Origin of the sequence: Enterobacter cloacae complex sp. 370H10 (assembly GCF_050031535.1) — a bacterium.
GTDB classification, from domain to species: domain Bacteria; phylum Pseudomonadota; class Gammaproteobacteria; order Enterobacterales; family Enterobacteriaceae; genus Enterobacter; species Enterobacter intestinihominis.
This window is the reverse complement of record NZ_JBLGWG010000001.1, coordinates 747,593-761,447: the sequence shown is the minus strand read 5'-3', so window position 1 is coordinate 761,447 and position 13,855 is coordinate 747,593. Positions and strand designations below refer to the sequence as shown.

The 13,855-nt window shown below is 56.5% G+C and carries 12 protein-coding genes; all 12 read right to left on the bottom strand.

What is annotated here, in order from left to right:
• Position 1: 1 nt before the first annotated feature.
• From ACQG2Q_RS03590 to mraZ, 12 genes are read right to left on the bottom strand one after another with little or no spacing between them, the layout of a single operon-like run.
• A complete protein-coding gene (locus ACQG2Q_RS03590) occupies positions 2 to 922 on the bottom strand; it encodes a D-alanine--D-alanine ligase (RefSeq protein ID WP_023330111.1) in 921 nt (306 codons plus the stop codon).
• Positions 915 to 2,390, bottom strand: coding sequence for a UDP-N-acetylmuramate--L-alanine ligase (gene murC / locus ACQG2Q_RS03585; RefSeq protein ID WP_023299323.1), 1,476 nt, complete (start codon positions 2,388 to 2,390; stop codon positions 915 to 917). The genes ACQG2Q_RS03590 and murC overlap by 8 nt, the downstream gene beginning before the upstream one ends.
• A 59-nt stretch (positions 2,391 to 2,449) precedes the next feature.
• Positions 2,450 to 3,514 carry an undecaprenyldiphospho-muramoylpentapeptide beta-N-acetylglucosaminyltransferase gene (gene murG / locus ACQG2Q_RS03580; RefSeq protein WP_038415340.1) on the bottom strand — a complete coding sequence of 355 codons (1,065 nt, stop codon included), beginning with the start codon at positions 3,512 to 3,514 and terminating at the stop codon, positions 2,450 to 2,452.
• A complete protein-coding gene (gene ftsW / locus ACQG2Q_RS03575; RefSeq protein WP_022647044.1) occupies positions 3,511 to 4,755 on the bottom strand; it encodes a cell division protein FtsW in 1,245 nt (414 codons plus the stop codon). The genes murG and ftsW overlap by 4 nt, the downstream gene beginning before the upstream one ends.
• Positions 4,755 to 6,071: a UDP-N-acetylmuramoyl-L-alanine--D-glutamate ligase gene (gene murD, locus ACQG2Q_RS03570; protein WP_023299321.1), complete on the bottom strand. Its 1,317-nt coding sequence runs from the start codon at positions 6,069 to 6,071 to the stop codon at positions 4,755 to 4,757. Before murD ends, ftsW begins: the two co-directional genes overlap by 1 nt.
• Positions 6,072 to 6,073: 2 nt before the next feature.
• A complete protein-coding gene (gene mraY / locus ACQG2Q_RS03565) occupies positions 6,074 to 7,156 on the bottom strand; it encodes a phospho-N-acetylmuramoyl-pentapeptide-transferase (protein ID WP_003856353.1) in 1,083 nt (360 codons plus the stop codon).
• On the bottom strand, positions 7,150 to 8,508 hold the full coding sequence (gene murF, locus ACQG2Q_RS03560) for a UDP-N-acetylmuramoyl-tripeptide--D-alanyl-D-alanine ligase (RefSeq protein WP_038415337.1): 1,359 nt from the start codon (positions 8,506 to 8,508) through the stop codon (positions 7,150 to 7,152). The genes mraY and murF overlap by 7 nt, the downstream gene beginning before the upstream one ends.
• Positions 8,505 to 9,992: a UDP-N-acetylmuramoyl-L-alanyl-D-glutamate--2,6-diaminopimelate ligase gene (murE, locus tag ACQG2Q_RS03555; RefSeq protein ID WP_046619892.1), complete on the bottom strand. Its 1,488-nt coding sequence runs from the start codon at positions 9,990 to 9,992 to the stop codon at positions 8,505 to 8,507. The genes murF and murE overlap by 4 nt, the downstream gene beginning before the upstream one ends.
• Complete coding sequence (gene ftsI, locus ACQG2Q_RS03550; protein ID WP_022647040.1) at positions 9,979 to 11,745, bottom strand: peptidoglycan glycosyltransferase FtsI; 1,767 nt, start codon at positions 11,743 to 11,745, stop codon at positions 9,979 to 9,981. The genes murE and ftsI overlap by 14 nt, the downstream gene beginning before the upstream one ends.
• Positions 11,746 to 11,760: 15 nt before the next feature.
• A complete protein-coding gene (gene ftsL / locus ACQG2Q_RS03545) occupies positions 11,761 to 12,126 on the bottom strand; it encodes a cell division protein FtsL (RefSeq protein ID WP_003856363.1) in 366 nt (121 codons plus the stop codon).
• Complete coding sequence (rsmH, locus tag ACQG2Q_RS03540) at positions 12,123 to 13,064, bottom strand: 16S rRNA (cytosine(1402)-N(4))-methyltransferase RsmH (protein WP_003856366.1); 942 nt, start codon at positions 13,062 to 13,064, stop codon at positions 12,123 to 12,125. Before rsmH ends, ftsL begins: the two co-directional genes overlap by 4 nt.
• A 2-nt stretch (positions 13,065 to 13,066) precedes the next feature.
• Positions 13,067 to 13,525, bottom strand: coding sequence for a division/cell wall cluster transcriptional repressor MraZ (gene mraZ / locus ACQG2Q_RS03535; RefSeq protein WP_014830641.1), 459 nt, complete (start codon positions 13,523 to 13,525; stop codon positions 13,067 to 13,069).
• Positions 13,526 to 13,855 lie beyond the last annotated feature (330 nt).

Sequence of the window (13,855 nt, the reverse complement as noted above, 5' to 3'; positions counted from 1 at the left end):
ATCAGCCCGCCTGGTCCAAAATACGTACGACTAATTGCGAGAAGCTCATTCCCGCCTGACGCGCCGCCATCGGCACAAGGCTATGGCTGGTCATACCCGGAGACGTGTTTGCTTCCAGCAGATAAAATTGCCCGTCACCGTCAAGCATCACATCAATTCGTCCCCAGCCTCGGCATCCCAAAACATTCCAGGCTTTAAGCACCAGAGACTGTAATTCCGCTTCACGTTGTGCTTCAAGACCAGCTGGGCAGAAATATTGCGTCTCATCAGAGAGATACTTCGCCTCATAATCATAGAAGACTCCGGCGGGTTGGATGCGAATTGACGGTAAAATTTCTTCACCAAGCATCGCGACGGTAAATTCCGGCCCGCTAAGCCATTTTTCAATCAGAACTTCTTCATCATGTTGAAATGCCAGTGCTAAAGCGTCAGCCAAATCTACAGCTTTATCAACTTTGGACATTCCCACACTCGACCCTTCACGGCTAGGCTTCACAATAACCGGTAAGCCCAGTGCCGCAATGCGTGTATTAACGCTGTCCGACAAGCCCAATTCAAATTCTCGGCGCGTCAGTGCAACCCATGGCGCAACGGGCAGACCCGCCCCCTGCCACAGCAGTTTGCTGCGCAGTTTATCCATGGAGATAGCGGATGCCATCACGCCGCTGCCGGTGTACGGCATACCGATCAGCTCCAGCAGCCCCTGCAACGTGCCGTCTTCACCGCCGCGACCATGCAACGCGATAAAGGCTTTATCGAAGCCCATCGCTTTCAGCTGCGTAACGTCCACCTCTTTCGGATCAACCGGATGCGCGTCCACGCCACCTTCACGCAGGCCCGCCAGCACGGCAGCGCCCGAATTCAGAGACACCTCGCGTTCGGCGGAAGTGCCGCCAAACAGGACAGCAATCTTATCAGCCATGACGCTCGTCCTCCTGAGTTTGCGGCTTCAGTTTGATTTCAGCTAAGGTACGGGCGATTTTGCCGATATTTCCCGCACCCTGAATCAGGATCAGATCGTTACCCGTCAGGACCGGGGCAAGCATTTCAGCTACCTGCGCCGGGTCGGGGACCAGAATAGGGTCCACTTTACCGCGTCCGCGGATGGTACGACATAAAGACCGACTGTCCGCGCCCGGAATCGGCGCTTCGCCCGCGGCATAAACATCCAGCATCAGCAGGGTATCGACCTGCGAAAGGACGTTGGCAAAATCGTCATATAGATCGCGGGTACGTGTGTAACGGTGCGGCTGGAAGATCATGACCAGATTCTTTTCCGGCCAACCCGCGCGTGCCGCTTTGATGGTTGCGTCAACCTCCGTCGGATGGTGACCATAGTCGTCGACCAGCATCGCAGAACCGGGCTTACCGTTTACCGGCTCCAGTGGGAACTCACCCAGGAAGTCGAAGCGACGGCCCGTTCCCTGGAAGCTTTCCAGCGCGCGCAGGATCGCCTCATCATCAATGCCTTCTTCCGTTGCAACAGCCACCGCCGCCGCCGCATTCAGGGCATTGTGACGTCCCGGCGCGTTCAGGGTGACATGCAGGAGCTCTTTATCCTGGCGTGCCAGGGTGAAATGTCCCTGCGCACCTATCTGCTTATAATCTTCCACGCGTACATCAGCGTCTTCGCTGAAGCCGTAGGTGGTAATTTGACGCCCGACGCGCGGCAGCAGCTCGCGGATCACCGGGTCGTCCACGCACATCACCGCACGGCCATAGAACGGCAGGTTGTGCAGGAAGTTAATAAAGGTCTGCTTTAAGTTCTCGAAGTCGCCCTGGTAGGTATCCATATGGTCAGCTTCGATATTGGTGACGATAGCCACCATCGGCTGCAAATGCAGGAACGACGCGTCGCTTTCATCCGCTTCCGCAATCAGATAACGGCTGTGGCCCAGACGCGCATGCACGCCAGCGGCTTTCACCAGACCACCGTTAACGAACGTTGGGTCGAGACCCGCTTCCGCATAAATGCTGGAGACCATCGCTGTTGTTGTGGTTTTACCGTGCGTACCGGCCACCGCAATGCCGTGACGGAAACGCATCAGTTCCGCCAGCATTTCCGCGCGACGGATCACCGGAATGCGCGCCTCATGCGCCGCAACGATTTCCGGGTTATCCGCGGAGATCGCGCTGGACACTACAACCACGCTCGCATCGCTCACGTTTTCCGGGCGATGATTGAAATAGATAGTCGCCCCCAGCGACGCCAGCTGCTGCGTAACAGGGTTTGGCGCCAGGTCAGACCCGCTGATCTGATAGCCTTCGTTAGCTAACACTTCGGCAATACCGCCCATGCCAGCACCACCGATGCCGACAAAGTGAATGTGCCGGACGCGACGCATCTCGGGCACGATAGAACGCAGTTTTGCCAGTTGTTGTGTATTCATTCTCTAAACGCCATCGACTACTTCAAAAAAATCGTGCAGCGCAACACGCGCTGCGAGAATTATGCCTGGGCTGCCAGGCTCACTTCTTTTGCCACCCGTTCCGTTGCATCCGGGATAGCGGTCGCGCGTGCGCGTTGCGCCATCTCCAGTAATACATCCCGGTTCCAGCCCGCCAGGGTAGTGGCGACCGCATCAGCGGTAAATTGTGGCTGCTCAAAAATTTTTGCGGCACCCGCTTTCTCAAGCGGCAGCGCATTCCAGTACTGCTGTCGGTCTTTGTGCTGGAACGGCACAAAAAGCGCTGGCAAACCGGCGGCGGCGATTTCGCTCACCGTCAGCGCGCCCGAGCGACAGACCACGACATCGGCCCAGGCATAGGCTGCGGCCATATCATCAATAAATTCAGTCACTTTATGCTGCGGCTGACCTTCCTGCGCGTAAGCCTGCTCAACGCTCTGCTGAGCGCCCTTCCCGCTCTGGTGCCAGATGGTCACCGCATCACCCAGTTTTGCCGCAACCTGTGGCATCGTCTGGTTTAAAATACGTGCGCCCTGGGAACCGCCGACAACCAGCACGCGCACCGGCCCTTCTCGGCCCGCCAGACGTGCATCTGGCAGCGGCAGCGCCAGCACGTCCACACGCACCGGGTTCCCTACGACATCCGCTTTCGGGAATGCCCCGGGGAAGGCCTGCATAACTTTGGTGGCGATTTTTGCCAGCCATTTGTTGGTCAACCCGGCAATACCGTTCTGCTCATGCAGAACAACAGGGATGCCCAGTGACCACGCCGCCAGTCCTCCCGGACCGGAAACGTAGCCGCCCATGCCCAGAACGACGTCAGGCTTAAAGCGCTTCATAATGTCGCGCGCCTGACGCCAGGCATTGAAAATGCGCACCGGCGCCAGCAGCAGCGCCTTGATCCCTTTGCCACGAAGGCCAGAAATACGAATAAAGTCGATCTCGATACCGTGTTTAGGTACAAGGTCGGCTTCCATGCGGTCTGCGGTTCCCAGCCAGCGTACCTGCCAGCCCTGTTCCATTAAATGGTGCGCAACCGCCAGTCCCGGGAACACGTGTCCGCCGGTCCCGCCTGCCATCACCATTAACCGCTTCGGTTGATTCATCGTGAACCTCGTGTAAACGCCTGAGCTTTCTCCAGACGCGTTTCATAATCTATGCGTAACAAAAACATGATGGCCGTCGACATGATCAACAGACTCGAACCACCATAACTGATCAACGGCAACGTCAGACCTTTGGTCGGCAGCATACCCGCTGCGGCCCCAACGTTTACCAGTGCCTGGAAGCTAAACCAGATACCAATTGAGCAGGCCAGGAAACCGGAGAAGCGGTGATCGATCTCCAGCGCTTTACGGCCAATCGACATGGCGCGGAAAGCGACGAAGAATACCATTAATAGCGCCAATACCACACCGATATAACCCAGTTCTTCCCCAATAATGGAGAAGATGAAGTCGGTATGCGCCTCCGGTAAATACTCCAGTTTTTGCACCGAGTTGCCCAGGCCTTGGCCCCAGACTTCGCCGCGGCCAAACGCCATCAGCGACTGTGTCAGCTGATAACCGCTGCCGAACGGATCTTCCCATGGGTTCCAGAACGAGGTCACACGGCGGATACGGTATGGTTCGGCGAGGATCAGCAGCACCACCGCCGAAATCCCCATCCCGATGATGGCAATGAACTGCCACAGTTTTGCTCCCGCCAGGAACAGCATCGCCAGCGTAGTGACAAACAGTACGACAACCGTACCGAGGTCGGGCTGCGCCAGCAGCAGGATCGCAAGCACCAGAATCACGCCCATCGGTTTTAAGAAGCCGCGCAGGTTGTTACGAACTTCGTCGACTTTACGCACCAGGTAGTTTGCCAGGTAGCAGAACAACGAAAGCTTGGTGAACTCTGCAGGCTGAATACGCAGCGGACCAAAGGCGATCCAGCGTGATGCCCCGTTAACGGAGCTCCCGACGACCAGAACGATCAACAGCATGATGATTGAGGCGATAAGCATGGCCGTACTGTGCCGCTGCCAGAACGACATCGGCAGGCGTAAGGTGATCATTGCCAGGCAGAACGCGAGAATGATGTACAGCCCGTCACGCTTGGCAAACAGGAACGGATCGTTTGCTAGACGCTGTCCGACAGGCATCGACGCCGAGGTGACCATAATAAAGCCGGTCGCAGCCAGCCCCAGCGTGAGCCAGAACAGCGTGCGGTCGTACATAATCAGGCTGTCGGAATCTTTATCCCGTGAAGCCATCACCCAGCCTTTCAGCGCCGTAAACAGCCATACCAGGATACCAAACCCTGGCAGACGCGGCATTTTCAGGCGAGGGAGAGATAAACGCATCAGCCTAACTCCTTCGCCAGGCGGGTAAAGACATCGCCCCGCTGTTCGAAATTCTTAAATTGATCGAGGCTGGCACAGGCTGGCGAGAGCAGCACCATATCGCCGGGCTTCACGCGGGGGGCGATAAGGCGCATCGCCTGTTCCATGGTCTCGGTTTGTTCGGCGACCTCAGGACGCAACGCCGCAAGCTCGCTGCCATCGCGGCCAAAGCAATAAAGGCGCACGTTATCACCGTTGAGGTACTGCTTCAGCGAGGAGAAATCGGCTGATTTACCGTCGCCGCCCAGCAGCAGATGCAGTGTGCCTTCAACGTGCAGACCGTTCAATGCCGCCTCGGTGCTACCCACATTGGTCGCTTTGGAATCGTTAATCCAGCGTACGCCGTTGTGTTCCAGCGCCAGCTGAAAACGGTGAGCCAGGCCGGTAAAGGTGGTCAGCGCCTTCAGGCTTGAAGATCGCGGCAGGCCAACGGCATCCGCTAGCGCCAGCGCCGCCAGCGCGTTGGTGTAGTTATGCTGGCCGGAGAGCATCATCTCTTTCACGTTCAGCACCTTCTCACCTTTCACCCGCAGCCAGGTTTCGCCCTGCTGGCGGTTAAGGTGATAGTCACCCATGTTAATACCGAAGCTAATGCAGCGATCGTCTGCGCCACGCACCGGCATGGTGAGTGCATCATCGGCATTCACCACGCAGACTTTGGCATTTTCATAGACACGCAGCTTGGCCGCGCGGTACTGCTGCAAGCCGAACGGGTATCTGTCCATATGATCTTCGGTGACATTAAGGATCGTCGCTGCCGCCGCATGCAGGCTTGAAGTGGTTTCCAGCTGGAAGCTGGAAAGCTCAAGTACAAACAGCTCACACCCTTTATCGAGCAGCATCAACGCGGGCAGACCAATGTTACCGCCCACGCCGACATTTTTGCCCGCCGCTTTCGCCATCTCACCCACCAGGGTGGTGACGGTGCTTTTACCGTTTGAACCGGTAATGGCAACGATCGGGGCCTGCGCCTCCCGGCAGAACAGTTCGATATCGCCAACAATCTCAACGCCTGCATCCGCCGCGGCACTCAGCGAAGGATGCGCCAGCGCCATGCCCGGGCTGGCAACAATCAGATCGGCGACCAGCAGCCACTCATCATTCAGACCACCCAGGTGGCGTTCAACCTGCTCCGGCAGCTTGTCCAGACCCGGCGGAGAGACGCGCGTATCCATCACGCGCGGCGTCACGCCACGCGCAAGGAAAAAGTCCACGCAGGAGAGGCCGGTAAGGCCCAACCCGATGATAACGACTTTTTTGCCCTGGTAATCTGCCATGATTAACGTACCTTCAGCGTTGCCAGGCCAATCAGCACCAGCATCAGCGAAATAATCCAGAAGCGCACAATGACGCGCGGCTCCGGCCAGCCTTTCAGTTCATAGTGGTGGTGAATCGGTGCCATACGGAAGATGCGCTGGCCGCGCAGCTTGAAGGAACCGACCTGCAAAATCACCGACAGGGTCTCAACCACAAACACACCGCCCATAATCACCAGCAGGAACTCCTGACGCAGCAGCACGGCGATAATGCCCAGCGCGCCGCCCAGTGCCAGTGAACCGACGTCGCCCATAAAGACCTGCGCCGGATAGGTGTTGAACCACAGGAAGCCCAGCCCCGCGCCGACAATCGCCGTACAGACGATCACCAGCTCACCAGCGTGTCGCAGGTACGGGATGTGCAGGTAGTTTGCAAAGTTCATGTTACCGGTCGCCCACGCCACTAGCGCGAAACCGCCCGCGACAAACACGGTTGGCATGATGGCCAGGCCGTCCAGACCATCGGTCAGGTTGACGGCGTTGCCGGTGCCGACGATCACAAAGTAAGCCAGCAGAATGTAGAACAGCCCCAGCTGCGGCATCACGTCTTTGAAGAACGGCACCACCAGCTCGGTGGCCGGGGTGTCTTTTCCTGCCAGGTAAAGCGCGAAGGCCACACCCAGCGCAATTACCGACATCCAGAAATACTTCCAGCGCGCGATCAAACCTTTGGTGTCTTTGCGCACGACTTTGCGGTAGTCATCAACAAAACCGATGATCCCGTAGCCAACCAGAACAGTCAGCACGCACCAGACGTAGGGGTTAGACGGATAAGCCCACAGCAGAACGGACACCACAATCGCGGTCAGGATCATGATCCCGCCCATGGTCGGCGTACCGCGCTTGCTGAAATGCGATTCCGGACCATCGTTGCGTACAACCTGGCCGAAAGAGAGTTTTTGCAAACGGGCAATCATGCGCGGGCCCATCCACAACGAGATGAACAGCGCAGTCAGCAGGCTGACGATGGCGCGAAACGTCAGATAGGAAAAGACGTTAAAGCCTGAATAATATTTGACCAAATGTTCGGCCAGCCAAACTAACATGTCCCGTTCTCCTGTAATGCGTGCACAACCTCTTCCATGGCGGCACTACGTGAACCTTTAACTAAAACAGTCACAATCTGTTTTTCTGTAATCAATGCCTTCAGGCGTTCGATCAGTGCAGATTTATCGGCAAAATGTTCGCCAACTTCACTGGCATCGGAAATGGCCTTGCTCAGCGTGCCTGCGCTCAGTACGCGGTCAAGCCCGGCAGCTTTCGCCGCTTCGCCAACCTGTACGTGGCAGGCTTCGCTTTCATCACCCAGCTCGGCCATATCGCCAACAACCATCACGCGATAGCCCGGCATCTCAGACAAGACCTGCACGGCCGCCGTCATGGAGCCGACGTTAGCGTTGTAGGAGTCATCCAGCAGGAGTTTGTTTTCAGCCAGCTGGATCGGGAACAGACGCCCCGGCACGGCTTTTAAATTTGCCAGACCAGTTTTTATCGCAGCATGTGAGGCACCTACCGCCATTGAGAGCGCTGCCGCAGCAAGCGCATTGGCGATGTTATGACGACCCGGCAACGGCAGCAGCACGTCGATGTCGCCCGTTGGGGTCATGAGGGTGAACTCGGTGCCGTGTGACGTCACATGAATGTTGGTCGCCGAAAAATCACTGTTTGCCGCATTCGGGGAGAAGCGCCAGGTTTTGCGTGAACCAATGATGCTCTGCCAGTTCAGCCAGTCATTGTTATCGGCATTCATAATGGCGATGCCGTCATCCGGCAGGCCGGTATAAATTTCACCTTTCGCTTTCGCCACACCGGCCAGCGAACCAAAACCTTCAAGATGTGCCGCCGCCAGGTTATTCACCAGCGCCGCTTCCGGACGCGTCAGGCTCACGGTCCAGGCGATTTCGCCTTGATGGTTAGCCCCTAACTCAATCACCGCATATTCATGCTCGTGGGTCAGGCGCAGCAGCGTCATCGGTACACCGATGTCATTATTAAGGTTGCCCGCCGTATAAAGCGTGTTTCCGCACTGGCTAAGGATCGCCGCCGTCATCTCTTTAACGGAGGTTTTGCCCGACGAGCCCGTCAGCGCCACGACGCGTGTTGGCACCTGCTGGCGAACCCATGCCGCCAGCTCACCAAACGCCAGGCGCGTATCTTTCACCACAATCTGCGGCAAATCGATATCGAGCTTACGGTTGACTAGCAGCGCACCCGCGCCGTTATCTTTAGCCTGTTGCGCAAAATCGTGGGCGTCAAAACGTTCACCCTTCAGCGCCACAAACAGGCAGCCCGCCGTCACCTTACGGGTGTCGGTGGTCACAGCCTCGATGGTCAGATCCTGACCATGCAGCATCCCCTGCAATACCGCAGCGGCCTGGCTTAACGTAATGCTAATCATGCCACCACTCCCAGCAGACGCGCTGCCGTCACGCGGTCGGAGTAATCCAGACGACGATTGCCGACGATCTGATAATCTTCATGACCTTTACCGGCCAGCAGAACCACATCATTCTCCTGCGCCTGCATAATGGCGTTAGTCACGGCCTCCGCACGGCCTTCGACCACGCGCGCACGACCCGCATCCAGCATGCCCGCCAGAATGTCGTTGATAATGGCCCTCGGCTCTTCGGTACGCGGGTTGTCATCGGTCACCACGGGAATATCCGCGAACTGCTCAGCGATGGCGCCCATCAGCGGACGTTTACCCTTGTCGCGATCGCCACCGCAGCCAAACACGCACCAGAGCTTGCCTGCGCAGTGCAGACGCGCCGCTTCCAGCGCTTTTTCCAGCGCATCCGGCGTATGGGCGTAATCCACGACCACCGTCGGCTTGCCCGGCGCACTGAACACTTCCATGCGGCCACAGACCGGTTGCAAACGCTCAGACGTTTTCAGCAGATCCACCATCGGGTAACCCAGCGCCAGCAGCGTCGCCAGCGCCAGCAGCAGGTTACTGACGTTGAAAGCCCCCATCAGGCGGCTTTCAATTTCACCTTCACCCCAGGTGGAAGCAAAGCGGATCGTCGCCCCGCTATCGTGGTAGTTCACTTCGACTGCCTTCAGCCAGCGGCCACGACAGTTCGGATTAATGCGATCTTCCATCGACACCGCCACCGCATCTGGCAGTTTTTCCAGCCAGCGGCGACCGACTTCGTCGTCGGCGTTAATGATCGCCTGCCCGTGGTGGTGAGTGGAATAAAGCAGCCATTTCGCCGCTTCGTAGTGCTCCATATCACCATGATAATCAAGGTGATCGCGGCTCAGGTTTGTAAAGACAGAGGCGGCAAATTTCAGTGCCGCCACGCGATGTTGTACCAGACCATGGGAGGAGACCTCCATCGCCGCGAAGGTCGCCCCCTGCTCTGCAAGGCCTGCCAGCACACGCTGCACGTCAACCGCCGAGCCTGTCGTGTTTTCCGTCGGGCTTACTTTGCCCAGAATACCGTTCCCCACCGTGCCCATGACGGCACCGGTTTCACCCAGCAGCTGAGCCCACTGCGCCATCAGCTGAGTGGTGGTGGTTTTTCCGTTGGTTCCTGTCACGCCAACCAGCTTTAACTGGTCGGAAGGTTCGTTGTAAAAACGTCCTGCCAGCGCGGAGAGACGCTCATTCAGCTGGCTGAGATAGATGACCGGCACGCCGTGCATTTCACGGATCTCACCGTCTGTTGCCTCATCTTTGGCCTCAGCAATAATGGCAGCAACACCTTGCGCAATCGCCTGCGGGATATAACGACGCCCGTCCGCCTGATGACCTACCACTGCCACAAAAAGATCGCCAGAAGCCGCTACGCGGCTGTCCAGTACCATCTCTCGCAGTGCTCGCGCAGGTAGCATAGGCACCCACGGAGCAAGAAGGTCGCGCAAATTACGATCTGCCACCTGTTCCCTCGCCTTGATTAATTACAAATTCACTTTTTTCGCCCGTCGCCAGCGCATCCGGTTCAATGTTCATGGTGCGCAACACGCCGCCCATAATAGCCCCGAACACAGGCGCGGAGACGGCGCCGCCGTAGTATTTACCCGCCTGCGGATCGTTGATGACGACCACCAGCGCAAAACGCGGATTGCTTGCAGGCGCTACGCCTGCGGTATAGGCAATGTATTTGTTGATATAGCGGCCGTCCGGCCCCACTTTTTTCGCTGTACCGGTTTTGATGGCGATACGATAGCCCTTAATCGCGGCCTTCACGCCACCACCACCGGGCAGCGCGACGCTTTCCATCATATGTACGACGGTACGAACGATAGATTCCGGGAAAACACGTTCCCCCGGTACCGGTGGATCAACTTTGGTGATCGACAGCGGGCGATAAATGCCATAGCTGCCAATCGTTGCGTAGACTCGCGCTAACTGTAAGGGAGTTACCATTAGCCCGTAGCCGAAAGAGAAGGTGGCCCTCTCTATGTCAGACCACCGTTGTTTTTGAGGATATAAGCCACTGCGTTCTCCGACCAACCCCAAATTGGTCGCCTTTCCCAGCCCAAAACGTGAGTAAGTATCTACTAACGCTGAGGACGGCATCGCTAACGCCAGTTTTGACACACCGACGTTACTCGACTTCTGTAAGACCCCGGTCAGGGTCAGTTCGCTGTAACGTGCCACGTCTTTTATTTCGTGGCCGTTAATTCGATAAGGGATCGTATTCAGAACGGTATTTTCGTTGACGATGCCCCGCTGTAGAGCCGTCATCACCACCATAGGTTTTACGGTTGAACCGGGTTCAAACACATCGGTGATGGAGCGGTTACGCATCGCATCTTTTGCTGTACCGGCAAAATTATTCGGGTTGTATGAGGGACTACTGGCCATCGCCAGCACTTCACCTGTCGCCACATCCACCAGCACGGCACTGCCCGATTCCGCCTTGTTAAACGCGACGGCGTTGTTCAGCTCACGATAGACCAGCGCCTGCAAGCGCTCATCAATACTCAGGGCCAGGTTGTGCGCGGCCTGGCTGTCTGTCGAGGAAATATCTTCAATGACGCGACCATAGCGGTCTTTACGCACGATTCGCTCGCCAGGCTGGCCGGTAAGCCACTTGTCGAAGCTTTTTTCAACGCCTTCAATCCCCTGGCTATCCACGTTGGTGAAGCCAATCAGGTGCGCGGTGACTTCGCCGGAAGGATAATAACGGCGGGATTCTTCCCGCAGATGAATGCCGGGCAGCTTGAGTTTTTTAATGTAGTCAGCCATATCAGGGTTCACCTGACGGGCAAGATAGATGAAGCGCCCTTTCGGGTTGGCGTTAACGCGTGACGCCAGCTGATCCAGCGGCATTTTCAACGCGTCTGAGAGCGCCTTCCAGCGGTTATCAAGGGTGATCCCGCCTGCGTCATGCAGCTCTTTAGGATCGGCCCAGATCGCCTTCACCGGTACGCTCACCGCCAGCGGGCGGCCGGAGCGGTCGGTGATCATCCCACGAGAGGTAGAAACTTCCTGCACGCGCAGAGAACGCATATCCCCCTGACGCACCAGCATGTCAGGCGCGATGATTTGTAGCCACGCCACGCGTCCCAGCAGGAAACCCAGCGCCAGTAAAATGCAGCCGCAAAGCAACGCAAAACGCCAACTGATAAAGTTGGCCTGTTCTTCCTGGCGTTTTGGTTTTAGCGTTTTTGCCGCTGCTTTCATGCGTCGCGTTTTCCCTTATTTTTGTACTACGATATTTTCCTGCGAAGGATCGACATGCTGTAATTGCAGTTTTTCCGTTGCGATCCGTTCAACCCGGCTGTGATCGCCGAGCGCGTTTTCTTCAAGGATCAGATTTCGCCATTCAATATCCAGCGCATCGCGTTCCAGTACCATCTGTTCGCGCTGCGCAGTTAATAAACGGGTATGGTGAGCGGTGGTTACCACCATGACTGCCGTCACAATGATGCAAATGAACAAGCAGAGTGGCAGCTTCCCAAACCGCAAAAGATCGTCGCCGATCACGCCAGGCAAGGCATGGCGCTCGTTGCTTCCTAACGATCCCTTAACTTTGCTTAGGGTCTCTGTCACTCTGCTGATCATGCGTTCGTCCTCTCTGCAATACGCAGCACTGAACTACGGGCACGTGGATTCTCTGCCACCTCTTCTTCGCCCGGCATCAACTTGCCTAATGCTCGCAACTGACGGCCTCCCAGCTTTCTGAGTTGTTCTTCCGTCATCGGCAGCCCAGCTGGAACCTGCGGACCGCGGCTCTGTTCACGCATAAAGCGCTTAACGATGCGATCTTCCAGCGAATGGAAGCTGATGATGGATAACCGCCCACCCGGGGCCAGCACGTCGAGCGAGCTTTTTAGCGCCAGCTCTATTTCCTCCAGTTCACTGTTTACCCAGATACGAACCGCCTGGAAGGTGCGGGTCGCAGGATGTTTGTGCTTGTCCTTCACTGGCGTTGCCGCCGCGATGACTTCTGCCAGCTCTTTGGTACGGGTCATTGGCTCAACGCGGTTGCGCTCCACGATGGCGCGCGCAATACGTTTGCCAAAGCGTTCTTCGCCGAAGGTTTTGATCACCCAGGCAATATCCGCTTCGTCAGCAGTTTGTAACCACTCGGCGGCAGACTGGCCGCGGGTGGGGTCCATACGCATATCCAGCGGACCGTCGCGCATAAAGGAGAAGCCGCGTTCTGCATCATCAAGCTGTGGTGAAGAGACGCCAAGATCGAGGAGGATCCCGTCGATTTTGCCGGTCAGGCCGCGCTCGGCGACATAATCCGCAAGCGCAGAGAAAGGTCCATGCACGATGGAAAAGCGAGGGTCATCGATGGTTTGCGCAACGGCAATCGCCTGCGGATCGCGGTCAATTGCCAGCAGGCGCCCTTCCGCTCCAAGCTGAGAGAGGATCAAACGCGAGTGGCCACCGCGACCAAAAGTGCCATCAATATAGATGCCATCTGGACGAATATTCAGGCCGTTAACGGCCTCATCCAGCAGCACCGTTGTATGTTTATAATTTTCCATCATATTTATAGAGACAAGTCCTGCAGCCGTTCCGATAATGTTGCGGAATCAGACTGCTCAGCGTCGATATCTTCCTTGACCTGTTGATACCAGGTCGTTTCGTCCCACAGTTCAAACTTGTTGAACTGCCCGACCAGCATCACTTCTTTAGTCAGACCGGCATGTTGCCGCAACACAGGCGCAATCAATAATCGCCCGGCGCTATCCATCTGACATTCACTGGCATGTCCCAATAACAACCGCTGTACGCGGCGTTCCTGCGGGTTCATGCTCGACAGTCGCGACAGCTTTTGCTCAATGATTTCCCATTCAGGCAAAGGATAAAGCAGCAGGCAGGGGGAGTTGATGTCAATGGTGCAAACCAGTTGACCCGAAGCGTTCTCAATCAGCTGGTCACGGTATCGGGTTGGTACCGATAAACGCCCTTTGCTGTCGAGATTGACTAACGTTGCTCCACGGAACATGCCAGCCTCACCCCTCCTCACCACTTTAACCCACAAATTCCCACCTGAAGGAGTTTACGGAGCGAGGGAAAAGCTTGTCAAGCCAGGACTCTCTCTGTACGGACCCGAAAGCATCCTATTTACAGAGCAAGAGTGACCTGGCTAATAACTAAACAACTGGCGAGGCAAAATTAACGTTATGAATATTTGTAAGAAAAAAACCGAATATGCACACGAGCGTTAAGACTCACTCAATATCATCGCAGGGAAATATAAAGTGTCAGTTTGCGACGCGGGCAGCATTTTAAGGCATATCGCCGGGGGATAACAGCACCAGTTTAATCCCGAGGC

Bases quoted from the DNA above. Each gene is read 5' to 3' on its own strand.
- murC (WP_023299323.1), bottom strand. From the start codon at position 2,390: ATGAATACACAACAACTGGCAAAACTGCGTTCTATCGTGCCCGAGATG.
- ACQG2Q_RS03590 (WP_023330111.1), bottom strand. From the start codon at position 922: ATGGCTGATAAGATTGCTGTCCTGTTTGGCGGCACTTCCGCCGAACGC.
- ftsW (WP_022647044.1), bottom strand. From the start codon at position 4,755: ATGCGTTTATCTCTCCCTCGCCTGAAAATGCCGCGTCTGCCAGGGTTT.
- ftsI (WP_022647040.1), bottom strand. From the start codon at position 11,745: ATGAAAGCAGCGGCAAAAACGCTAAAACCAAAACGCCAGGAAGAACAG.
- rsmH (WP_003856366.1), bottom strand. From the start codon at position 13,064: ATGATGGAAAATTATAAACATACAACGGTGCTGCTGGATGAGGCCGTT.
- mraY (WP_003856353.1), bottom strand. From the start codon at position 7,156: ATGTTAGTTTGGCTGGCCGAACATTTGGTCAAATATTATTCAGGCTTT.
- mraZ (WP_014830641.1), bottom strand. From the start codon at position 13,525: ATGTTCCGTGGAGCAACGTTAGTCAATCTCGACAGCAAAGGGCGTTTA.
- murG (WP_038415340.1), bottom strand. From the start codon at position 3,514: ATGAATCAACCGAAGCGGTTAATGGTGATGGCAGGCGGGACCGGCGGA.
- ftsL (WP_003856363.1), bottom strand. From the start codon at position 12,126: ATGATCAGCAGAGTGACAGAGACCCTAAGCAAAGTTAAGGGATCGTTA.
- murD (WP_023299321.1), bottom strand. From the start codon at position 6,071: ATGGCAGATTACCAGGGCAAAAAAGTCGTTATCATCGGGTTGGGCCTT.
- murF (WP_038415337.1), bottom strand. From the start codon at position 8,508: ATGATTAGCATTACGTTAAGCCAGGCCGCTGCGGTATTGCAGGGGATG.